General features: G+C 54.7%; 21 protein-coding genes. 15 read left to right on the forward strand and 6 right to left on the reverse strand.

Annotated elements, in window-relative coordinates:
• Positions 1–87 precede the first annotated feature (87 nt).
• Positions 88–327, reverse strand: a complete 240-nt coding sequence (locus tag IAE48_RS08320) for a DUF1435 domain-containing protein (RefSeq protein WP_128483687.1) — start codon at positions 325–327, stop codon at positions 88–90.
• Between the two features lie 246 nt (positions 328–573).
• Here IAE48_RS08320 and IAE48_RS08325 point away from each other — a divergent pair, with 246 nt between their 5' ends.
• Positions 574–1638 carry a GGDEF domain-containing protein gene (locus IAE48_RS08325; RefSeq protein WP_200134059.1) on the forward strand — a complete coding sequence of 355 codons (1065 nt, stop codon included), beginning with the start codon at positions 574–576 and terminating at the stop codon, positions 1636–1638.
• Positions 1639–1740: 102 nt separating this feature from the next.
• On the forward strand, positions 1741–2529 hold the full coding sequence (gene fhuF, locus IAE48_RS08330) for a siderophore-iron reductase FhuF (protein ID WP_200134060.1): 789 nt from the start codon (positions 1741–1743) through the stop codon (positions 2527–2529).
• A gap of 49 nt (positions 2530–2578) precedes the next feature.
• On the opposite strand, the gene IAE48_RS08335 is transcribed toward fhuF, so the two are convergent.
• Positions 2579–3922 (reverse strand): PTS sugar transporter subunit IIC, encoded by a 1344-nt coding sequence (locus tag IAE48_RS08335; RefSeq protein WP_023480312.1) that lies wholly within the window; start codon positions 3920–3922, stop codon positions 2579–2581.
• A 336-nt stretch (positions 3923–4258) separates the two neighbouring features.
• Here IAE48_RS08335 and IAE48_RS08340 point away from each other — a divergent pair, with 336 nt between their 5' ends.
• Positions 4259–4717: a YbaK/EbsC family protein gene (locus tag IAE48_RS08340; RefSeq protein WP_042715755.1), complete on the forward strand. Its 459-nt coding sequence runs from the start codon at positions 4259–4261 to the stop codon at positions 4715–4717.
• 50 nt (positions 4718–4767) lie between these two features.
• On the opposite strand, the gene bglJ is transcribed toward IAE48_RS08340, so the two are convergent.
• Complete coding sequence (gene bglJ / locus IAE48_RS08345; protein ID WP_076770267.1) at positions 4768–5388, reverse strand: DNA-binding transcriptional activator BglJ; 621 nt, start codon at positions 5386–5388, stop codon at positions 4768–4770.
• Between the two features lie 20 nt (positions 5389–5408).
• On the reverse strand, positions 5409–6140 hold the full coding sequence (locus tag IAE48_RS08350; RefSeq protein ID WP_370568987.1) for a LuxR C-terminal-related transcriptional regulator: 732 nt from the start codon (positions 6138–6140) through the stop codon (positions 5409–5411).
• Between the two features lie 528 nt (positions 6141–6668).
• On the opposite strand from IAE48_RS08350, the gene IAE48_RS08355 reads away from it, so the two are divergent.
• From IAE48_RS08355 to opgB, 7 genes are all read left to right on the forward strand, one after another.
• On the forward strand, positions 6669–7445 hold the full coding sequence (locus IAE48_RS08355; RefSeq protein ID WP_200134061.1) for a threonine/serine exporter ThrE family protein: 777 nt from the start codon (positions 6669–6671) through the stop codon (positions 7443–7445).
• Positions 7436–7909, forward strand: a complete 474-nt coding sequence (locus IAE48_RS08360; RefSeq protein ID WP_042715758.1) for a threonine/serine exporter — start codon at positions 7436–7438, stop codon at positions 7907–7909. The genes IAE48_RS08355 and IAE48_RS08360 overlap by 10 nt, the downstream gene beginning before the upstream one ends.
• A 52-nt stretch (positions 7910–7961) precedes the next feature.
• Positions 7962–8417, forward strand: coding sequence for a MarR family winged helix-turn-helix transcriptional regulator (locus tag IAE48_RS08365; protein WP_042715760.1), 456 nt, complete (start codon positions 7962–7964; stop codon positions 8415–8417).
• Between the two features lie 80 nt (positions 8418–8497).
• Entirely contained in the window at positions 8498–8926 is a 429-nt protein-coding gene (locus IAE48_RS08370; RefSeq protein ID WP_042715761.1) for an organic hydroperoxide resistance protein, read from the forward strand.
• A gap of 165 nt (positions 8927–9091) precedes the next feature.
• Entirely contained in the window at positions 9092–9631 is a 540-nt protein-coding gene (gene dnaT, locus IAE48_RS08375; RefSeq protein WP_094419300.1) for a primosomal protein DnaT, read from the forward strand.
• 2 nt (positions 9632–9633) lie between these two features.
• Positions 9634–10371: a DNA replication protein DnaC gene (gene dnaC / locus IAE48_RS08380; protein WP_023480325.1), complete on the forward strand. Its 738-nt coding sequence runs from the start codon at positions 9634–9636 to the stop codon at positions 10369–10371.
• Positions 10372–10590: 219 nt separating this feature from the next.
• On the forward strand, positions 10591–12879 hold the full coding sequence (opgB, locus tag IAE48_RS08385; RefSeq protein ID WP_200134062.1) for a phosphatidylglycerol--membrane-oligosaccharide glycerophosphotransferase: 2289 nt from the start codon (positions 10591–10593) through the stop codon (positions 12877–12879).
• A 34-nt stretch (positions 12880–12913) separates the two neighbouring features.
• On the opposite strand, the gene tsr is transcribed toward opgB, so the two are convergent.
• On the reverse strand, positions 12914–14578 hold the full coding sequence (tsr, locus tag IAE48_RS08390; RefSeq protein WP_054802765.1) for a methyl-accepting chemotaxis protein: 1665 nt from the start codon (positions 14576–14578) through the stop codon (positions 12914–12916).
• A gap of 339 nt (positions 14579–14917) precedes the next feature.
• Between tsr and IAE48_RS08395 the strand changes: the two genes are divergently transcribed.
• The 3 genes from IAE48_RS08395 (at position 14918) to yjiA (ending at position 18304) form a co-directional block, all read left to right on the forward strand.
• On the forward strand, positions 14918–17071 hold the full coding sequence (locus IAE48_RS08395) for a carbon starvation CstA family protein (RefSeq protein ID WP_200134063.1): 2154 nt from the start codon (positions 14918–14920) through the stop codon (positions 17069–17071).
• Between the two features lie 62 nt (positions 17072–17133).
• Positions 17134–17337 carry a YbdD/YjiX family protein gene (locus IAE48_RS08400; RefSeq protein WP_042714577.1) on the forward strand — a complete coding sequence of 68 codons (204 nt, stop codon included), beginning with the start codon at positions 17134–17136 and terminating at the stop codon, positions 17335–17337.
• A 10-nt stretch (positions 17338–17347) separates the two neighbouring features.
• Positions 17348–18304 carry a GTPase gene (yjiA, locus tag IAE48_RS08405; protein WP_200134064.1) on the forward strand — a complete coding sequence of 319 codons (957 nt, stop codon included), beginning with the start codon at positions 17348–17350 and terminating at the stop codon, positions 18302–18304.
• A 206-nt stretch (positions 18305–18510) separates the two neighbouring features.
• Here the strand turns inward: yjiA and IAE48_RS08410 are convergent, their stop codons facing one another.
• Positions 18511–19881, reverse strand: coding sequence for an NAD-dependent succinate-semialdehyde dehydrogenase (locus IAE48_RS08410; RefSeq protein WP_200134065.1), 1371 nt, complete (start codon positions 19879–19881; stop codon positions 18511–18513).
• A gap of 335 nt (positions 19882–20216) precedes the next feature.
• Between IAE48_RS08410 and IAE48_RS08415 the strand changes: the two genes are divergently transcribed.
• Both IAE48_RS08415 and IAE48_RS08420 read left to right on the forward strand, forming a co-directional pair.
• Positions 20217–20738, forward strand: coding sequence for a VOC family protein (locus tag IAE48_RS08415; protein WP_200134066.1), 522 nt, complete (start codon positions 20217–20219; stop codon positions 20736–20738).
• Between the two features lie 106 nt (positions 20739–20844).
• Positions 20845–21609: an AraC family transcriptional regulator gene (locus IAE48_RS08420; RefSeq protein WP_200134187.1), complete on the forward strand. Its 765-nt coding sequence runs from the start codon at positions 20845–20847 to the stop codon at positions 21607–21609.
• The last annotated feature ends 14 nt before the right edge of the window (positions 21610–21623 follow it).

A 21623-nucleotide genomic window follows, 5' to 3' on the forward strand; every position in this document is an offset into this window, starting at 1 on the left:
GGTGTTAGTGTCCTTACGGACGTGGGGGTTCAAGTCCCCCCCCTCGCACCAGATATCTTGCTCACCCCTCTTAATGCCCCTCTGTTTTTACACCATCATTTTCAAATTCAGCAGCATCAAAATGACACCGCCAATCAGAGCAATGCTTGATGGCAACAGAACGTAATGGCGTAATCGCTTGTGGTAAAGCATCACTGGCGTCAATAACAAACCCAGTAAAATCACCGCGCGCCAGCTGTTGACCGACAGGTCTGCCAGCACTAATGCGGCCACAATCATGCCCGGAAAAACGATCCCCCAACGACTTCCTAACGCGCGCTGCAGCATGGTTTCATCTCTTCAATCACGAATGATAACCAATATCATATGATAAAATTTCTCATCTGTCAGCGAGGTCGTCGTGCCGGAAGATTCTGCATCTTCTAATGACAGCCATTGAGTAAGGTGATAAATTAAGCACCGCTTAAATAAAAATTCTTATTACTAATATTTCGCGATGACCATTTCATTGCGCAACGCTATTTTACGACTCATAACGCACTGAAAAACTGCGGATAAATACGACTTATAGGTATGACATCACAAACATGGCAATCTCTTTGCAATAAGAGATATCGATTGTCCCTACGTCTCTTTTTACTGCTTAACGCCATTTCAGCACTCTTTTCTATGCTGGTGCCGCTCTATAATCTGCACGCCGTTACGCTGCCGGTTGGGGCGATCTTCACGCTCAGCGCGGTGTTGCCCGCGTGGCATAAATTTTACCCCAGAAGCAAAATCAACATCACACTGATCTCACTCCTGTTTGGCTGTCTCTGGGCGTGGCATGTTGTTCTTAAAGCGAAACTGATAGGGGATGATGCTTCGGCCTATCTGTTAATCGCGCTGCTTAGCGTTCTGTTTATCGGCACTATCGCCTTCTCCAATAATATCATCGCCTTCCTGCTCCACTCTCTGCCGCTTTTTGTAACCAGCTTATGGCTGAATGAGTCTGAGAGCTGCATGCGCCTCATCTACAGCTTCTCTCTGCCCGTTATCGGGATTGCCATTCAGCATGCGATTCAGAAGCGTAACGATAGTTTTGCCCGCGCTTTAATGCAGCGGTTGATGCAGGAGCGCAAAACGCTTAACGACCTGAGCATGCTCGACCCGCTCACCGGTCTCTATAACCGCCGCGGATTGCAGCATAAGCTCGATAACCTGCTTGCCGTCGATGACAGCAGCCGTTTTGTTCTGCTGTTGGATATCGATCACTTCAAAGCCTATAACGACCATTATGGGCATATGATGGGCGACCAGGCGCTTATCCGCGTCTCTGCTGCGCTGCGCGACGCAGTGCGCTCGCGGGACATTGTGGCGCGCTTCGGTGGCGAAGAGTTTATGATTTTGTTGAATAACATCGACCAGGATCAGGCGCGGATGGCCGCAGAGCATATCCGCCAGCGGGTTTACGATCTGAAGATCCCCCATATGTTTAATGAAAGCGTCGCCACCAATGTCACCATCAGTATCGGCATTGCGCCGTTGCAGAATAACGATATTGATGCCGCGCTGACGCAGGCGGATAAAGCGCTGTATGAAGCCAAGCATTTAGGCCGTAACAGTATTCTGGTCAGCGGAGACTTACAGCTCGCCTGACGTGCGCTGGCGCTAACTTTACGATAAACAACTTGCTATCGGTTTGGCCTCTGGATAGGATTGGCAATCATTATCATTTAGATTCCTTCTCCAGCTGGGGCTATGGCATACCGTACCGCATCGATTACGCAACATGTTATCTGGCAAAGCCCGCTTCATGATGAGCGCGACTCGCTGGCGACTGCCATGCGGGACGCCATTGCCAGCACGCGGGCCCATCTGCTCGATTTCCTCCGCCTTAATGAAGATGCGCCTCATCAGGCAATGACGCTGGCGGAGTGGTCGCGCCCGACGGCGCTAAGCTCGCTTATTGCCACCTACTCCGATCATATTTACCGTAACAACCCCACAGAGCCGCGTGAAAGCAAACCGCTGCTCTCGCTGTGGGCGCAATGGTATCTCGGGCTGATGGTGCCGCCGCTGTTGCTGACGCTGCTAACGCAAAAGAGCGCGCTGGATTTAGACCCCGATAACTTCCACGTTGAATTTCACGAAAGCGGGCGCGCCGCCTGCTTCTGGATCGATGTTCAGCAGGATCACAGCCTGACGCTGAAGAATGATGCGGAACGTATTGCCGCCCTGGTCACCCATACCATCCAGCCGGTAATAAAGGCGCTGGAAGCGACAGGCGACATCAATGGCAAACTTATCTGGAGCAACACCGGTTACCTGATTAACTGGTATCTGGGCGAGATGATGCCGCTTATCGGCGAAGCCCGGCTGGCCGCTCTGCGCCAGATCTGCTTTTTCGAAAAAGCGCTTGCCGACGGCAGCGACAACCCGCTATGGCGCACGGTCGTGCTGCGCGACGGCGCGCTGGTTCGTCGGACATGCTGCCAACGCTATCGCCTGCCGGATGTTCAGCAGTGTGGCGATTGCACGCTGAAATAGCGTCGTACGCTGGAATAGCAAAGGGGCGATGATTCGCCCCTTTGTTGTATCAGGCAACCTGCCGATTTTCCTCTTCTGCGCGACGCGCCTCTTCCGCCTCTTGCTCCAGCAGTTGCTTCTCATACACCTTGAAGAAGGGGTAGTAGATAACCGCCGAGATTGCGGCGAGGAGCAGAACCAGCACGGCAGCGCGGAAATCCCAGCCTAATGCCCACGCGGCACCAATCGGCGCGGGCGCGGTCCACGGTACAACCGAAATCACGCGGCCAATCAGATCCATCTTCATCACCGCCCAGGCAATGATCGCATTAAGCGTCGGTGCCAGCAGGAAGGGGATAAAGAACACCGGGTTCATCACAATCGGTGTGCCGAAAATCACCGGTTCATTAATGTTAAACAGGCTCGGCACAACGCTGAGACGGCCAATCGATCGTAGATGGACCGAGCGGCTACGCAGGTAGCAGAACACCAGCCCCATGGTTGCGCCCGACCCGCCAATCACAATAAAGAAGGTCCAGAACGCCTCCATAAAGATGTGCGGCAGCGGCGCGCTTTGCGCCAGCGCGCTCTGGTTGATACCCAGGTTGGTCAGCCAGAACATCTGCAGCATGCCGGAGACAATCGCTGCGCCGTGGATACCGGCAAACCAGAGCAGATGACCAATGATCACCGCCAGCAGGATCGCAGGCAGCGAGTCTGCTGCCGACACCAACGGTTTAAACAGCGCCATGATCGCCTGCGGGATGAGCATATTGAACTGGGACTGAATCAGCAGGCTGAGCGGATAGAGCGTCAGTACCACCACCAGCACCGGGATCAGCAGATCGAAGGAGTTCTTAATCATCGGCGGTACCTGGTCCGGCAAGCGGATGCCAATGTTGTGCGCCTTCAGAAAACGCATCATCTCCACGCAGTAGATTGCCACAAGGATCGCGGTGAAAATCCCCGTGCCGCCCAGGCTGTCCACCGGCAGCGTACCGCTGGTTTTCGGTGCGGCAACCAGTAAAAACGCCATCAGCGAGAGCATCGCGCACATAAAGGGATCAAGCTGATATGACTTCGCGTAGTGCTTGCCGAGGTTGTAGGCGATAGCGGCGCAAATGTAGATCGACATGATCCCCATGGTCATATCAAACGGCGTAAGGATCCGCCCTTCATACTGCTTCGCCAGATCCAGCCAGCCGCGGGCAAAACCCCACGTGGTATCCGGCGAAAAAGGGGGGTAAGCAAACACCAGTAAAAACGAACCGACGATCATAAAGGGCATCGCGGAGATAAAGCCGTCGCGGATGGCCATAACGTGGCGCTGGGAAGAGATACGCCCGGCTATCGGGCTGACATAGTTTTCAATAAACCGAAAGATAAGGTTAAACGCAGCATGGTTAGCAGACATCGTCGATCTCCTGTCAGAGTTGCAAGGTAATGGCAACAGCAGCGGTGCAGCCGTGCCGCGATCGGTTTCGGATGGTTGAAACCATGCTGATGAGCGGACCAGCATTACAACTGAGTAGGATAGGTTTCATAAGAGGCTCTTTTTATTTTAGGGTCAGGGGGAGTGACAAAATGAGTATTAACCTGCCCAGAGAACACTGCAACTGGTTCATGTAACCGGTTTCCGCGATTGTGAAGGGGATCGAGAAACGTAATGTAAGCGGTTTGTCATGATGGATTATTTACAGAGATAACTCGCTTGTGACAGATTAGCTGCGGTCTTTCGCAGGAGAACATCATGAGTTTGCAGTCCGTGCGGCAATTCTTTGCCGATAACGCCCCTGATATCGATATTATTGAACTCAATCAAAGTACGGCAACCGTTGCGCTGGCGGCGGCGGCTCATCGTGTCGAGCCGGGCCAGATCGCCAAGACGCTGTCGTTAAAGGTGAAAAACGAGGTCATTCTGGTTGTCGCAAAAGGTGATGCCCGGCTTGATAATAAAAAACTGAAAAACACCTTCGGCGCAAAAGCGCGGATGTTGAGCAGTGATGAAGTGGTCACGATTACTGGTCATCCGGTCGGCGGCGTCTGCCCTTTTGGGCTGGAAACTCCGCTGGCGGTCTATTGCGATGTCTCGCTCAAACAGTATCCGGAAGTGTTGCCGGCGGCAGGCGCGATTCACAGCGCGGTGCGTATCTCACCGGAGCGCATGGCGGCGCTGACCTCCGCAAAGTGGATTGACGTTTGCCTGTAGTGTTGCTGCGCCAGGCCCGGTCCTGGCGCTTACGCGCAATGAAGCGAGCGTTACATCAGCTCTGATGCCGCCCGGGTGCTGGGCGGAATCCAGGTCAGAATATCCGCGGCATCAAGTAAACCGACATCGGATGTCACGCCCAATTTTGTCATGGCATTAAATTTGTGCGCGCGGATGGTTTTCACATTGCGGTCCAGCTGCGAGGCGATCTCTGCAATGGAAAAGCCCCGCGTCATATAGTGCAAAATCTCCCTTTCGGTTGGGCTTAGCATACGAAACTGGCTGACGTAGCCATGATTGATCATGTTCTCGTTAACCCGCCGGGTTTCGCCAAGCAGCGTGGTGAGTTGCTCAAGCAGCATCGGCAACTCTGATGATTTACTTAAGATGCCGTGCAGCCGCGACGGGGAGAGGTGCCCCACCAGCCGCGCTTCTCTGTCATCTCCCGCCAGCACGATGCGCTGAACATCCGGGCAGGAGAGCGAGAGCAGATGCAGACACATCAGGCATTCGCGCCGCTCTTTACGCTGACCAAAAAGCGAATAGATGACCGAGAAATAGGCAGACTTTTTTAATGCCTGCCGAAAGGCAATATGATCCTTAAAAAAATGAAAAGAGTAGTTTGCAAAAACGGGCTCGCTGAATAAACTCTGCAACCCTTCCCGACTCATCATGCATTTTTCAATGATGGCTACATGTCCCGCTTGGCTAATGTTTTCCATTCATTATGGTCTCCATATGCTGATCCTAAATTCAGCTCTTTCATACCCTGATGGCTATTAATCCACGTGTACAAATCTGCATTACTGCGCAGTGATAATCGTCGCATTGCGCTATTTTTCTGCGCGCTGACGGTTTTGTTGCTTTTTTTGAGCAACATAGCGATTTGGTTTATTCCCCACCCCTTTCCAAGAAGGCGTAACACTTTCCTTTCCGAAAAGGTGAGTAATTTTCGCGGCGCTGGCGTCTCTGCACAGTGCTGCCGTACCGCAGAAAGTAGCGTTGGGCTCACTTTAGGAGCGTTTTCTTCTCCGCCGCGTAGCGCATTAACCACACTGTCGATAGGCTCAATATCGGCGAGTAGCATGGTTTGCGGCTGGATTAAAAAGTCCACCGCATCAGGATAAAATTCTGGGGAAATAAAGAAGAGCCAGCGCGTTTTATCGCATTGCGAGATCAAGGTGTAGTAGTGTTCACAGCGCTGCTGCGCAGACCGCAACCCACCGGAGAAATCAATGATAACCAAGCTGCTATCCGCTAACTGCGGCAGCGTGACCTCCTCTATCGTGGCGTAATGCGTTACCGAATACTCAGGAAAATGATGCTCAAATATGCTGCCAATACCGGCCCTAAGTACGGGAGCCTGGCTAATAATAATCCCGTGATTGCCGCCTGGTGATAGCATAAAAACCTCCGCTTCCATTTGCGCTCTCTATCAATCCTCGTAATGAGTATTTACTCAATCGGTACCAATAATGCGTAAATTAACAATAATGTTCCGAACCAGCCGTTATAAGAATTGTTGGAATTTATGATTAGCAATTTAATATAAATATTTAAAATCATAATATTGCCAACGTGCGTGACAACATAGCACAACGACTCTTCAAATACTTAGTGCCTTATTAAAAATAAAATAATTAAAAGAATATAATCAAATTGTATATGGTTAATAAAAGATCAATAACCTTAATAAATATTTAATCGCAGATGTAAACCAGGAATATTAACGCTTACCAGGATTATCCGTAATATGTCGCCGTAATTCACATGGCCCTTATAATAATATTCCTAGAAACATTGATGTGGTAAATAATCATAGCGAAATCATTATCCAGATTTATTGCACACTTCTTGATCTGCGTTAGCGCCAGCCTCCCCCGCTCCTGTGCTAAAAAGAGGTGTGCCGTTCCCCCTTTGCGAGCGGCGTGACCAGACAACCAGGGCAAGCATGCAAACAGACCACTCAACGCAGCGAACCATTACGCGCTTGTGTATTCAGTGCGGCCTTTTTTTGTTACAGCACGGCGCAGAGAGCGCGCTGGTGGAGGAGCTGTCGACGCGCCTGGGGAAAGCGCTGGGCATGGACACAGTCGAGAGCCTCATCTCCTCAAATGCCATCGTGTTAACCACCATTAAAGATGGCCACTGTCTGACCTCAACGCGCAAAAGCAGCGATCGCGGTATCAACATGCATATGGTGACGGAAGTGCAACATATCGTCATTCTCGCCGAGCATAAGCTGCTGGATCTTCAGGATATAGAGAAGCGCTTCACCCAGCTAAAACCGCTGCGCTATCCGCGCTGGCTGGTGACGCTGATGGTCGGTCTCTCCTGCGCCTGCTTCTGCAAACTCAACCGCGGCGGCTGGGACGGTGCGTTTATCACCTTTTGCGCCAGCAGCATCGCGATGTATGTCCGTCTGCTGCTGGCAGGAAGACATATGCATCCGCAAATCAACTTCTGCATTACCGCTTTTGTCGCCACCACCGTCTCCGGGCTGCTGCTCACCCTGCCCGCTTTTCTGCACTCCTCAACGGTGGCGATGGCCGCCAGCGTGCTGCTGCTGGTGCCAGGCTTTCCACTTATTAACGCTGTGGCCGACATGTTTAAAGGACATATTAATACCGGGCTGGCGCGCTGGGCGATTGCCAGCCTGTTAACACTCGCGACCTGTATCGGCGTGGTGATGGCGATGACACTCTGGGGGCTGCGCGGATGGATATAATCTCGTTCTTCTACGCACTGGCACAAGATATGTTGCTGGCAGCCATTCCGGCAGTCGGGTTTGCGATGGTGTTTAACGTTCCTCACCGCGCGCTGCGCTGGTGCGGACTGCTTGGCGCCATCGGCCACGGCTCGCGTTTTGCCATGATGCACTGGGGTTTTAATATTGAGTGGTCGACGTTTGTCGCCTCAATGCTGGTAGGCTGCATTGGGATCCGCTGGTCGCGCTGGTATCTGGCACACCCGAAGGTCTTTACTGTGGCAGCGGTCATTCCCATGTTTCCGGGCATTTCAGCCTATACGGCGATGATCTCGGCGGTAAAAATTAGCCACGTCGGCTACAGTGAAGCATTAATGATCCTGCTGTTGACCAACTTCCTGAAGGCCTGCTCGATCGTTGGCGCGCTGTCGATCGGTTTATCGCTGCCGGGGTTATGGATCTACCGCCGACGCCCGCGTGTTTGAGTCGCCTAAAAATATCTTGCAATTAAATCGCACACTACCTATATTTAAAAACATGAAGAAAAGCTCAACATCCACCGCGAATGAGCAGCTCGCGCTAGATAACCAGTTTTGTTTTGCACTCTACTCAACAAACCTGGCGCTGCATAAGCTTTATCGGCAGTTGTTAACGCCGATGAACCTGACCTATCCGCAGTATCTGGTCATGCTGGTGCTGTGGGAGAAAGATGATATTACCGTGTCGGAGATTGGCGAGCGTCTGTTCCTCGACTCCGCCACGCTGACGCCGCTGTTAAAACGTCTGCAAAGCGCCGGGCTGATCGATCGCCAGCGTTCGCGCCATGATGAACGCCAGGTAGTTATCACTCTTAGCGAAAGCGGCCGTGAGTTACAGCAGCAGGCAAAAGCCATCCCGGAAGCGATACGCTGCGCGGTGGCCTGCGATGATGCAACGCTGAATGACGTCAAAAAGCAGCTGGAGCAGTTTCGCCAACAGTTTCACCAGGCATAAATTCCCTTTCGGGGATTTATGCTGATATATAAATCGCACGCTATTTTATAGCAAACACTCAAGATGATAAGGAACCTGTCATGTCTTTAGAAAAAGTGGTTTACACTGCCAAAGCCAAAGCAACCGGAGGCCGTGACGGCCGCGCAACCTCTTCTGACGGCGTACTCGACGTCAAACTGGGTGTGCCAAAAGAGATGGGCGGCGCGGGCGGTGAAGTCACCAACCCGGAGCAGCTGTTTGCCGCAGGCTACTCTGCCTGCTTCCTCGGCGCGATGAAGTTCGTGGCGGGTCGCGACAAAATCAGCATGCCGAAAGAGGCCTTTATCGAAGGTGAAGTGGGTATCGGCCCGTTGCCGACCGGTTTTGGTATTGAAGCCAAACTGAACATTCACCTGCCGGGGATGGACGCTGACGAAGCGAAAAAACTGGTCGACGCCGCGCACATCGTCTGCCCTTACTCCAATGCCACCCGTGGCAACATCGACGTTACGCTGAACATCATCGCGTAACGCGTTTTTTAGCCAGCACGTTTGGGAAATGACAAAGCCGGGGCAACCCGGCTTTTTTCGTGCTGTGCTCCCCTTTCCGCGCGCTGTGTTACTATGTGCCTTTCTGTCGGCGGCCTCTACTGCGCCCGCCACTCTTTCTGTCGTTACCCTGTTTGAGAACGTGTTATGTCTTCCAGAATCCTGACGTCGAATGTTATCGGCATTGATGAATTTATGCGTGATAACGCCGCGATACTGGCGCGCGCGGAAGGCGGTACCGTCGCCGTATTTGCAAATAATAGCCCCGCGTTTTACGCGCTCACCGCCGAGCGCCTTGAGCAGCTACTGGCGCTGGAAGCGCAGCTTTCGCGCCCGCCAAGCGACGTGTCGCTTGATGCGCAATTCTATGAAGAGCCTGCCGCCGCGCCGGTGAGCGTGCCGATGGGCAAGTTCGCTATGTATCCGGGCTGGCAGCCGGATGCCGATTTTCAGCGCCTGGCGGCACTGTGGGGCATCGCCCTCTCCCAGCCAGCCACGCCGGAAGAGCTGGCGTCCTTTGTCGCTTACTGGCAGGCAGAAGGCAAAGTCTTCCACCACGTGCAGTGGCAGCAGAAGCTGGCGCGCAGCCTGCAAATCGGGCGCAGCAGCCAGAGCGGCGCGGCGAAGCGCGATATCAACACGCTCTCTGAACCGGACAACCACATTCCACCTGGCTTTCGAGGTTAGCGATGAAAAACGTTGGCGAATTGATGAAGAGGCTGCAAAAGATGATCCCGGCTCACGTCGAACCGGCGTTCAAAAACAGCGAAGAGTTGATGGCCTGGCAAAAGCAGCAGGGCGAACTGCGCTCAGCGGCGCTGGAGCGTGAAAACCGCGCCATGAAGATGCAGCGCACCTTTAACCGTTCCGGCATCCGCCCTCTGCATCAAAACTGCTCTTTTGACAATTATCGCGTCGAAACGGAAGGCCAGATGCGCGCCCTTAGCCAGGCGCGGCAGTATGTCGAAGAGTTTGATGGCAACATCGCCAGCTTTATCTTCTCCGGCAAACCGGGCACCGGCAAAAACCATCTCGCCGCCGCTATTTGCAATGAACTGCTGCTGCGCGGTAAGTCGGTGCTGATTATCACCGTGGCGGACATCATGTCGGCGATGAAAGAGACCTTCGGCAACCGCGAAAGCAGCGAGGAGCAGCTGCTGAACGATCTAAGCAGCGTCGATCTGCTGGTGATCGACGAAATTGGTATGCAGACCGAGTCGCGCTACGAAAAAGTGATCATCAACCAGATTGTCGATCGCCGCTCCTCTTCCAAGCGCCCGACCGGCATGCTGACCAACAGCAATATGGACGAAATGAATAAGCTGCTCGGCGAACGCGTGATGGATCGCATGCGTCTCGGCAACAGTTTGTGGGTCATCTTCAACTGGGACAGCTACCGCAGCCGCGTCACCGGTAAAGAGTACTAAAATCAGCGCCTTCAACGCCGCGTTATCCCCAATGCGGCGTTTTTACCCCTTTCACGCTGTGCGATAGCGATCACCTTTCCCGCTTTCTAAACCAATTCTGAATAAACCACCGATAAGATGACACTACAATTGCAGGCAGGTGACATCGTCATTAAATTATATCCCCTGTTACAAATATTCATGACCAGTAATATTTCTGGCGCTTTTGAGGAATAACGGTTGTCCGGATTGCTCTCCCTTGTCCTGTTTATCGCCTCGGTGGCGATTTATGCTACGAAAGCGGGCCGCAATAAGTGGTGGTTTAGCGCCACGCTTCTCGTATTAGGCCTGTTTGTTCTATTAAACATTACCCTTTATGCCAGCAACTACTTTACCGGCGACGGCATTAACGATGCGGTGATCTACACCCTGACTAACAGCCTGACTGGCGCGGGTATCGGCAAATATCTGCTGCCCGGCGCAGGCTTAGTGCTGGCACTGGTTGCCGTTTTTTGTGCCCTCGGCTGGGTGCTGCGCCGTCGCCGCCATATGCCCCACCATTTTGGTTACAGCCTGCTGGCTCTGGCGCTGGCCTTAGGCTCGGTGGATGCCAGCCCGGCATTTCGCCAGATAACGGAGTTAGTAAAATCGCAAACCCGCGAAAGCGATCCCGATTTTGCCGCCTGGTACAAAGTGCCTGCAAAGCAGATCCCCAACCCGCAGCTGAACCTGGTCTATATCTACGGCGAAAGCCTCGAGCGCACCTACTTTAATGAGGATGCTTTTCCCGGACTGACGCCGGAGCTTGGCGCGCTAAAAGCCGAAAGCCTTGATTTTAGCCATACCGAACAGCTTCCCGGCACCGATTACACCATCGCCGGCATGGTCTCCTCGCAGTGTGGCATTCCGCTCTTCGCGCCGTTCGAAGGCAATGCCTCCGCGTCGGTCTCCAGCTTCTTCCCGCAAAACCTCTGCCTCGGCGATATTCTGAAAAACTCCGGGTATGAGAACCACTTTATTCAGGGGGCGAACCTGCGTTTTGCCGGTAAAGATGTGTTCCTCAAATCCCACGGTTTTGACCATCTGATTGGTGCGGAGGAGCTGAAGAACCAGGTCGCGGATCCCAGTTACCGCAATGACTGGGGCTTTTACGACGATACGGTGCTGGATACCGTCTGGCAGCAGTATGAATCCCTCTCCCGCGCCGGTAAGCGCTTCTCCCTGTTTGCGCTGACGGTGGACACCCACCACCCGGACGGCTTTATCTCCCGCGGCTGCGAGCGCAAAAGCTACCGTTATGACGATAAGGTGAACCAGTCATTCAGCGCGGTGACCTGCAGCCAGCAGAATATCGCCAGACTGATTAACCGCATCAAAGCGTCGCCGTGGTTTAAAGATACGGTGATTGTGGTCTCGTCCGATCATCTGGCGATGAACAACAGCGCCTGGAAATACCTGAATAAACAGGATCGCAGCAATCTCTTCTTCGTCCTGCGTGGCGACCAGCCGCAGCAGGATCTCTCCGGCATTAAGCGCAGCACGCTGGATAATGGCGCGACCGTGCTCGATATTCTCGGTGGCGACAACTTCCTCGGCCTCGGTCGCAGCAGCCTCTCCGGGCAGTCGCTCTCCGGCGTCTTCCTCAACATGAAGCAGAAGGTGCTGGCGTGGAAGCCGGATATCATCCGCCTGTGGAACTTCCCCAAAGAGATGAAGGATTTCACCGTCGATGGGGAAAAACAGACCATCACCTTCTCCGGCAGCCAGTTCCGCCTGCCGCTGCTGGTGCGCGTGTCGGAGAAAATCGAGCCGTTGCCGGAGAGTGAATACTCCGCGCCGCTGCGTTTCCAGCTGGCGGATTTCGCGCCGCGCGACAACTTTGTCTGGGTCGATCGCTGCTACAAAATGGCGCGGCTCTGGGCTCCTGAGCTGGCGCTCTCAACCGACTGGTGCGTCTCGCAGGGTCAACTGGGCGGTGAGCAGCAGGTGCAGCGCGTGGATAAACCGCAGTGGCACGGTAAAACGGCGTTTAAACAGACAGTTATCGATACTGCCCGCTACCAGAAGAGCGTCGATACGCTGAAGATCCTCGATGATGACATTCGTTATAAAGCCGACAGCTTTATCTTTAATGTCGCGGGCGCGCCGGAAGAGGTGAAACAGTTTAACGGCATCTCACGCCCGGAAAGCTGGGGACGCTGGTCAAATGCCCAGCTTGGCAAAGAGGTGGCCATTGAATACCAGCAGCCGTTGCCAGCACAGTTCGATCTGGTGATCACCGCGAAAGCGTTTGGTGATAACGCCAATCGCCCAATCCCGGTACGTGTCGGCAATGAAGAGCAGATGCTGACGCTGAGTCATAAAGTGAGCACTACCACGCTCCATTTCACCAATCGCGCGGGCAGTAACAAGCTGGTAATTGTGCCGCCGGATCCGCAGTCGACCAACGAAGGGAATATCCTCGGTCATGCGCCGCGTCAGCTGGGGATTGGTCTGGTAGAGATAAAAGTGGTGAAACGCGAAGGGTAAAAGCGCGCCCTGCAGAGCAGGGCGCAGCGGGAAATCAGAAGGTTTCCCAGTTTTCGCCAGAGGTGGTCGCGACCACTTTACGCGGCAGCACTGCCGGCGCGGCTTTGTTACCACCCGATGTTTTCGCAGCAGCGCGCTGCTCGTTCATCAGGCGGAACACGGCAACCGCTTCGGTCAGACGGCTGGCCTGCTCTTCCAGCGCGGCGGCAGCCGCGGCAGACTCTTCCACCAACGAGGCGTTCTGCTGCGTCACGCGATCCATCTCGGCAACGGCAAGGCCAACCTGGTCGATACCGCGGCTCTGCTCATCAGAGGCAGAGGCGATTTCGCCCATGATATCGGTCACGCGGGTAACGGCGTTAACGATCTCATCCATCGTTTCACCGGCGCTCTCAACCAGCGTGGAACCCACTTCAACGCGACCAACAGAGTCTTCAATCAGGCTCTTAATCTCACGCGCCGCCTGGGCACTGCGCTGGGCAAGGTTACGCACTTCACCAGCAACCACGGCAAAACCACGGCCCTGTTCACCGGCACGCGCCGCTTCTACCGCGGCGTTAAGCGCCAGGATGTTGGTCTGGAAGGCAATCCCATCAATCACGCTAATAATGTCAGCGATTTTCTGCGAACTGGCGGTGATATCACGCATGGTCTGCACCACGTTATCCACCACTTTGCCGCCTTTCTGCGCCGTTTCCGACGCGCTCAGCGCGAGGTTGCTCGCCTGACGGGCGTTTTCGGCGTTCTGTTTCACCGTCGCAGTCAGCTCTTCCATGCTGGCAGCGGTCTCTTCCAGAGAAGCGGCCTGCTGTTCAGTACGTGAAGAGAGATCGTTGTTACCCACGGAGATTTCGCTGGCACCGCTGTAAATCGCGTTAGCGCCATTACGCACATCGCTGACGGTGCGCACCAGTTCACCCTGCATGTGACGCAGGCTGTCAGCCAGCACGCCCATTTCGTTGGAGCCCTGCACTTCAATGCGCTGGCCCAGATCGCCACCGGCGATATGGCGAATGTTGTCGATCAGGTGGTTCAGCGGTGCGATCAGCGCACGTTTGATACCGACCCACACGGCGATGATCACCAGCAGCACCACCAGCAGCACGCTGATAATGATCCAGATGGCAGAACCGTAGGAGCTCTCACTGTCAGCCACGGCGGCGTCATACAGACGATCGTTCTGCTGTAAGTAGGAGACATACTGCTTCTCGAAGCCATCCTGGTAGCTTTGCGTCGGCTGATCGAAGAACTCGTTGATCTTGCCTGCGCCAAGTAACTGGATCAGATCCGCCAGCGCGTTATGGTAGATATCGTAGTTACGCTTGATCTCCGCCGCTGCCTCTTCGCTCTGACGCGGATCGCGCGGCAATGCCTGGTAGGCATTCCAGTTCACTTCCGCCTGTTTCAACGAGGTGCTGGCAATCTGCATCAGTTCCGGAACGGTCGCGCCGCTGCCGATATTGTTCTGATCCATCATGTAGCGGATACCCGCGCGGTTCAGGGTATTACGGGTTTGCAGCAGCGCAACCCAGCTGCCGTTAAGCGTGGATTGTTGCTGACGAATGGTTTGAAGGACGGTGAAGTTTTCTTTGTCTTGCTTTAGCGAATTAAAGAACAATCCGCCGGAGGTGAGTTGTAAAAGGCCAAATAATCCGAGTACCAGTAACAAGCTGGTCACGATTTTGATGCGCGTTAACATATCATTCTCTTTCCTTATAGATAGTAAGTAGATTTTCGGCCTGGCGGGGAAAAACTTTATGGCTAAATGCACTATTTTGTAGGGATATTATTAGCGCCATCAGCTTGTTACGTTGGCTAAACTGTGGCGATCTTACGTGATCTTGCTCACATAATTTTTCGGAATAGTTGTAGTGTAAAACCTCTTAGACCCACTTCGATACCGCTCACCGCGCTTATATAACCGCTCGGCAAAATCGCCCCCTTTCACGCGCGTGATTTGCCATCATGGCGGGCAGCATTTGTCCTGTTTAATACCACACACATCTCTTCCCTATTTCTGATAAAAACCAGGTCTGCTATGGATACAAAAAAACTCTTTAAGCACGTTCCGTGGGTCATCCTTGGGGTAATCGGTGCTTTTTGTCTGTCGGTCGTCGCGTTACGCAGGGGTGAGCATGTCAGCGCCCTGTGGATCGTGGTCGCCTCCGTCTCTGTTTATCTTGTTGCTTATCGTTACTACAGCCTCTACATCGCCCAGAAGGTGATGAAACTCGATCCAACCCGCGCCACACCTGCGGTGATCAATAACGACGGTCTTAATTACGTGCCGACCAACCGCTACGTGCTGTTTGGTCACCACTTTGCCGCTATCGCCGGCGCCGGCCCGCTGGTCGGCCCGGTACTCGCCGCGCAGATGGGCTACTTGCCCGGCACCCTCTGGCTGCTGGCGGGGGTAGTTCTGGCGGGAGCGGTGCAGGACTTTATGGTGCTGTTTATCTCTTCACGGCGTAACGGTGCGTCGCTCGGCGAGATGGTGAAAGAGGAGATGGGCCGCGTGCCGGGTACCATTGCCCTCTTCGGCTGCTTCCTAATCATGATTATCATCCTGGCGGTGCTGGCGCTGATTGTGGTGAAAGCGCTGGCAGAGAGCCCGTGGGGCGTCTTTACCGTCTGCTCAACGGTGCCGATTGCGCTGTTTATGGGCATCTATATGCGCTTCCTGCGACCAGGCCGCGTCGGCGAAGTGTCAGTAATCGGCATTGTGCTGCTGGTAGCGTCAATCTGGATGGGCGGCGTGATTTCCCAGGATCCTTACTGGGGCCCGGCGCTGACCTTTAAAGACACCACCATCACCTTTGCGCTGATTGGCTATGCCTTTATCTCTGCCCTGCTGCCGGTGTGGCTGATCCTCGCCCCGCGCGACTACCTGGCAACCTTCCTGAAAATCGGCGTGATTGTTGGCCTGGCGTTGGGGATCGTGATCCTCAACCCGGAACTGAAGATGCCTGCGGTAACGCAGTATATCGACGGCACCGGCCCGCTGTGGAAAGGCGCGCTCTTCCCGTTCCTGTTTATTACCATCGCCTGCGGCGCGGTCTCCGGCTTCCATGCGCTGATCGCCTCCGGTACAACGCCGAAACTGCTGGCGAATGAGACCGACGCACGCTTTATCGGTTATGGCGCGATGCTGATGGAGTCCTTTGTGGCGGTGATGGCGCTGGTGGCAGCATCCATTATCGAGCCGGGCCTCTATTTCGCCATGAACACGCCGCCTGCGGGCCTTGGCATCACCATGCCAAACCTGCATGAACTCGGCACTGAGCATGCGCCGATGATCATGGCGCAGTTGCAGGATGTCACTGCGCACGCCGCGGCGACGGTCAGCTCCTGGGGCTTTGTGATTTCGCCGGAGCAGATCCTGCAAACCGCGAAAGATATCGGTGAACCTTCCGTGCTGAACCGCGCGGGCGGCGCGCCGACGCTGGCCGTCGGTATCGCCCATGTGTTCCACAAAATCATTCCGATGGCGGATATGGGTTTCTGGTATCACTTCGGCATTCTGTTTGAAGCGCTGTTTATTCTGACCGCGCTGGATGCGGGCACCCGCGCAGGCCGCTTTATGCTGCAGGATCTGCTGGGTAACTTCGTGCCGTTCCTGAAGAAAACCGACTCGCTGGTGGCCGGTGTAGTGGGTACTGCCGGTTGCGTTGGCTTGTGGGGTTACCTGCTCTATCAGGGCGTGGTCGATCCGTTGGGCGGCGTGAAGAGCCTGTGGCCGCTGTTCGGTATCTCTAACCAGATGCTGGCCGCCGTTGCCCTGCTGCTCGGCACCGTGATCCTGGTGAAGATGCAGCGCACCAAATACATCTGGGTAACGGTCGTTCCGGCTACCTGGCTGCTGATCTGCACCACCTGGGCGCTCGGCCTGAAACTCTTTAGCAGCAACCCGCAGCTGGAAGGCTTCCTCTACATGGCTAACCAGTACAAAGCGAAGATTGCCGCGGGCGGCAGCGAACTGAGCACAGAGCAGATTGCTAACATGAACCATATCGTGGTGAACAACTACACCAACGCCGGGTTAAGCATTCTGTTCCTCGTGGTGGTTTACAGCATCATCTTCTACGGCATTAAAACGTGGCTCCAGGTACGCAATAACACCACGCGTACCGATAAAGAGACGCCGTATGTGCCGGTGCCGGAAGGTGGCGTCAAAACCTCTTCACACCATTAATCTCAACCCTGTGCCGGAGCGGGCTCGCCCCTCTCCGGCATTACCAATATCTGGATGCGCGAATGTTTGGTAACTTAGGCCAGGCTAAAAAGTACCTCGGGCAGGCGGCAAAAATGCTGATTGGTATTCCGGACTATGACAACTATGTTGATCATATGAAAACCAACCATCCCGATACGCCCTATATGACCTACGAAGCGTTTTTCCGCGAGCGTCAACAGGCGCGTTACGGCGGCGATGGCAAAGGCGGCGTCCGCTGTTGTTAAAGGAGAGTCCATGACACCTGTTGCAGTTACCCTGCTGACCGGCTTTCTCGGTGCCGGCAAAACCACCCTCTTGCGCCATATCCTTAATGCACAACACGGCTATCAGATTGCGGTTATCGAAAATGAGTTCGGCGAGGTCTCCGTTGACGATCAGTTAATTGGCGATCGCGCCACGCAGATCAAAACCCTGACCAATGGCTGCATCTGCTGTAGCCGCTCGAATGAGCTGGAAGATGCGTTGTTGGATCTGCTCGACGGGCTCGATCGCGGCGAACTCCATTTTGATCGGTTGATGATCGAGTGCACCGGCATGGCGGATCCCGGCCCGATCATTCAGACCTTCTTATCTCATGAGATCCTCTGTCAGCGCTACCTGCTCGACGGTGTGATTGCGCTGGTCGATGCGGTGCATGCCGATGAGCAGATGAACCAGTTTACGCTGGCGCAATCGCAGGTCGGTTACGCGGATCGTATTCTGTTGACCAAAACCGATGTCGCGCCGGATAACGCGCCGCTGCGCGAACGGCTGGCCCGCATCAACGCCCGCGCGCCCATCTACACCGTGACCCACGGCGATATCGATCTGGCGCTGCTGTTTAATACCAGCGGTTTTATGCTCGAAGAGAATGTGGTTACCGCCAAACCGCGCTTTCACTTTATGGCCGATAAGCAGAACGATATCAGCTCAATTGTGGTGGAGCTCGATTACCCGGTGGATATCAGCGAGGTGTCGCGGGTTATGGAGAACCTGCTGCTGAGCTTTGCGGAGAAGCTGCTGCGCTACAAAGGGATGCTGTGGATCGATGGCGAGCCGAACCGCCTGTTATTCCAGGGCGTGCAGCGCCTCTATAGCGCCGACTGGGATCGCCCGTGGGGCGACGAAAAGCCGCAAAGTACGCTGGTGTTTATCGGCGTGCAGCTGCCAGAGGAAGAGATACGAGCGGCGTTTGCCGGGCTGAAAAAGTAACTGCCTGATGGCGCTACGCTTATCAGGCCTACAAAAACACAGCAGCACGTATATACGCCGATCAACAAATGCACTGGCTCACCCGTAGGCCGGATAAGGCAAAGCCGCCATCCGGCAAAACGAATGGCGGCCCAACAAAATGGATATGGGGTCATGCGTAGGCCGGATAAGCGCAAGCGCCATCCGGCAAGCGATGCCAGCTACGGCTACTGACGCACCACCACCAGCTTCTGGTTCACAAACTCTTTGATCCCCAGATCCGACAGCTCACGCCCAAAGCCCGAGCGTTTCACCCCACCAAATGGCAGTTCCGCTGCGGTATCGGTCAGCCAGTTGATGTACACCATCCCGGTTTCAATCCGCGAGGCCAGACTTTTCGCCCGCTCAATATCGCGGCTGAAGATCGCCCCGCCGAGTCCATAATGAGAGTCGTTCGCCAGGCGCACCGCCTCCTCATCGTCCTGCACCACATAAATCTGCGCCACCGGGCCGAAGAACTCTTCGAAATACGCCGGGTTGTCGCGGGTAATATGGGTCAGGATCGTCGGCTCAAAGAAGTTGCCTTCGCTGTTCGCCGGTTTACCGCCGAAGTGGAGTTTTGCCCCCTTCTGCACCGCTTCGCTCACCTGTTTGCTGAGGGTCTCCAGCGCATCTTTCGACGACAATGGCCCAAGCGTGGTGCTCTCATCAAGCGGGTCGCCCATCTTCACCTGCTGGAAAGCGTCAGTGAACTGGCGCAGGAACTGATCGGCCACTTTCTGGTGCACGATAAAACGTTTCGCCGCGGTACAGACCTGCCCGGCGTTAGCCAGACGCGCCTGCACCCCGGTTTTCACCGCCTTCTCCAGGTCGGCATCATCCAGCACGATAAAGACATCGTTGCCGCCCAGTTCGAGGGTCGATTTTTTGATGTGCTTCGCCGCCTGAGAAGCGACCGCGCTACCCGCTTTTTCCGAGCCGGTCAGGGCTGCGCCCTGCACGCGCGGATCAGCGATAATCGCCGAAACCTGATCGGAAGAGATAAACAGGTTGGTCCATGCCCCTTCCGGCGCACCCGCTTCACGCACCAGGTGGGCGAAGGCTTCGGCGCAGTGCGGCACGATGCTGGCGTGCTTACAAATTACCGGGTTACCGGCGGCCAGGTTCGGTGCCAGCACACGAATGAGCTGATAGTAAGGGAAATTCCACGGCTCGACCGCCATGATGATACCGATCGGATGGTGTTCAACCCAGGCATCGCCCAGCTCGGTGTCATATTTCACCGGGGCGAGGAATTTTTTCGCGTTGTCCGCATAGTAACGGGCGATCTGCGCACAGATCTGCACCTCGCTGCGGCTCTGGGCAATCAGTTTCCCCATCTCCTGGGTGGCGATTTTCGCCAGCTCCTCCTGATGGCTCTCCAGCAGGTCAGCCAGTTTATGCAGTACCGGCAGCCGCTGGTCGATGCTCCCTTTTGCCCACTCTGAGTGGTAAAGGGCGTCAGCCTGGCGCAGCGTCGCCTCAATATCGGCATCGCTGTGGTTCGGATACGCTTTAATCAGCTGATTGTTGAAAGGATTCACTGTCTGGTAAGCCATATGGGTCTCCTTAATTTACCACTTAGGATAATAAGGGTAGTAAAGCGTCAGGAGGCGTGAAGTAAAGTTGAGTATATCCGGAGTGTTCTTATGTTTCATTTAGCGTGATATTTTTGCCACCAGGAAATATAAAAACTACATAAGAAATTAAAGATCAATCACTTACATTATTTGGCAAGTAACAAAAACTTATTTAACCCTGAACTATCTCTGGATAAGTAAATAAGCGCTCCTGCCTGCCACTTTTTGTTCAATTAAAGCTTAATTAACGTCGCTTTATTTCCACCCCGTCTGCATCCGCTATGCTTAATACCACACAAATAACAGGAGGAAATATGCAGCAGAGCGTCCGCGGAATTGATCATATTGGTATTACCGTGCCGGATATAAAAGCCGCCACCCGTTTTCTTACCGAGGCATTAGGTGCGGAGCTGATTTACCAGTCCGTAGCACCGGAAGATGAGGATATTGATAGCGAAGCGCAACAAAAGACGCTGCGGCTGGTGCCGGGCACGGTGATTAAAGCGGTGAGCATGCTCAAGCTGCAACACGGGCCGGGCATTGAGTTGTTTGAAATGCAGGGGCCTTCACAGCGTGAACCGCTGCGGGCGAACGACTTTGGCCTGCAACACTTTGCGGTCTATGTCGACGATATCGACGCCGCGCTGAAACAGTTTTCTGATGCGGGTGGCGAAGTGTTTACCGCACCGCAGCCGCTCGGTTTCCCGACCGAGAAGGGCGACGGCAACTGCTTTTGCTATGGCCGCACGCCGTGGGGCAGCATCGTCGAATTTATCGCTTACCCAACGCCGATGCCCTACGAGCGCGACACGCCGCTGCGCCGCTGGAAACCGTGACCATTAGTCCGAAGCTCCACCCAATGTAGCGGCTTCTGCACAACGCGTTTCGCGATCCCAGGCGCGCTGTGCTATACCGGAAAACCGCTCCAGATCGAGATGATGAATAGCCATGACTCGCGATATCGCACAAACCTTTTTCCGCTCAGCGGCGCTGCCCGGTGTCGAGCTGCGTAGCACCCGCGCTAGCACGCAGGCGTATAAGCGCCACCGCCACGCAGAGCTCTCCATCGGTGCAATTATCGACGGTCAGACCCGCTGCGTCTGCCATCAGCAGAAGTACCTGCTGCGGCCAGGCGATCTGATTGTGATTCCAGCCCTGACGCCGCACAGCTGCAACCCGCTCGCCGGGCAGCCGCGCAGCTACCATATGCTCTACCTGGCTGATGAAAATCGCGCCCAGCAGGTGATTCGCGACCCGCAGTTGTTCGAACACTTCCTGCGTATTGTCGCGCTGATGGAGAATAACCAGATGCTGGCATTGCCAGAAGCCATCCAGACTCTGCTCGCCGCCCTACCGCAGGTGCCTGATGATGAACCGCTCCACGCAGTCAGTGAGCAGGTGCAGATGGCGTTGCAGGAGAATTTGCAGCAGCCACCGACGCTGGATGCGCTGGCGCACGCCTTTTCACTGCGCAAAGAGACGCTGATCCGCACCTTCAAGCGGGACACCGGTTTAACGCCCGGCAGCTTTCTCAACCTTGCCCGCGTCGAGTTTGCCAAAAGCCGGCTGCGCGCCGGGGATAAACTGGCAGATGTCGGCTACCAGAGCGGTTTTGCCGACCAGAGCCACTTTCATAAAACCTTTGTTAGCTACACCGCCGCCACGCCGCGCCAGTACGCGCGCGGATCAATATCAGACAATAAATAGCGCCGCGCAGCGGC

It is taken from the genome of Kosakonia sp. S57 (assembly GCF_016516575.1).
Classification (GTDB): Bacteria; Pseudomonadota; Gammaproteobacteria; order Enterobacterales; family Enterobacteriaceae; genus Kosakonia; species Kosakonia cowanii.

Excerpts from the sequence above, each read along its gene's own strand:
- IAE48_RS08365 (WP_042715760.1), top strand. The coding sequence starts at position 7,962 with ATGAAGAAAAGCTCAACATCCACCGCGAATGAGCAGCTCGCGCTAGAT.
- IAE48_RS08355 (WP_200134061.1), top strand. The coding sequence starts at position 6,669 with ATGCAAACAGACCACTCAACGCAGCGAACCATTACGCGCTTGTGTATT.
- IAE48_RS08350 (WP_370568987.1), bottom strand. The coding sequence starts at position 6,140 with ATGGAAGCGGAGGTTTTTATGCTATCACCAGGCGGCAATCACGGGATT.
- IAE48_RS08400 (WP_042714577.1), top strand. The coding sequence starts at position 17,134 with ATGTTTGGTAACTTAGGCCAGGCTAAAAAGTACCTCGGGCAGGCGGCA.
- dnaC (WP_023480325.1), top strand. The coding sequence starts at position 9,634 with ATGAAAAACGTTGGCGAATTGATGAAGAGGCTGCAAAAGATGATCCCG.
- yjiA (WP_200134064.1), top strand. The coding sequence starts at position 17,348 with ATGACACCTGTTGCAGTTACCCTGCTGACCGGCTTTCTCGGTGCCGGC.
- IAE48_RS08415 (WP_200134066.1), top strand. The coding sequence starts at position 20,217 with ATGCAGCAGAGCGTCCGCGGAATTGATCATATTGGTATTACCGTGCCG.
- IAE48_RS08370 (WP_042715761.1), top strand. The coding sequence starts at position 8,498 with ATGTCTTTAGAAAAAGTGGTTTACACTGCCAAAGCCAAAGCAACCGGA.
- IAE48_RS08395 (WP_200134063.1), top strand. The coding sequence starts at position 14,918 with ATGGATACAAAAAAACTCTTTAAGCACGTTCCGTGGGTCATCCTTGGG.
- IAE48_RS08320 (WP_128483687.1), bottom strand. The coding sequence starts at position 327 with ATGCTGCAGCGCGCGTTAGGAAGTCGTTGGGGGATCGTTTTTCCGGGC.
- bglJ (WP_076770267.1), bottom strand. The coding sequence starts at position 5,388 with ATGAGTCGGGAAGGGTTGCAGAGTTTATTCAGCGAGCCCGTTTTTGCA.
- fhuF (WP_200134060.1), top strand. The coding sequence starts at position 1,741 with ATGGCATACCGTACCGCATCGATTACGCAACATGTTATCTGGCAAAGC.
- dnaT (WP_094419300.1), top strand. The coding sequence starts at position 9,092 with ATGTCTTCCAGAATCCTGACGTCGAATGTTATCGGCATTGATGAATTT.
- IAE48_RS08325 (WP_200134059.1), top strand. The coding sequence starts at position 574 with ATGACATCACAAACATGGCAATCTCTTTGCAATAAGAGATATCGATTG.
- IAE48_RS08340 (WP_042715755.1), top strand. The coding sequence starts at position 4,259 with ATGAGTTTGCAGTCCGTGCGGCAATTCTTTGCCGATAACGCCCCTGAT.
- IAE48_RS08335 (WP_023480312.1), bottom strand. The coding sequence starts at position 3,922 with ATGTCTGCTAACCATGCTGCGTTTAACCTTATCTTTCGGTTTATTGAA.
- IAE48_RS08360 (WP_042715758.1), top strand. The coding sequence starts at position 7,436 with ATGGATATAATCTCGTTCTTCTACGCACTGGCACAAGATATGTTGCTG.
- tsr (WP_054802765.1), bottom strand. The coding sequence starts at position 14,578 with ATGTTAACGCGCATCAAAATCGTGACCAGCTTGTTACTGGTACTCGGA.
- IAE48_RS08410 (WP_200134065.1), bottom strand. The coding sequence starts at position 19,881 with ATGGCTTACCAGACAGTGAATCCTTTCAACAATCAGCTGATTAAAGCG.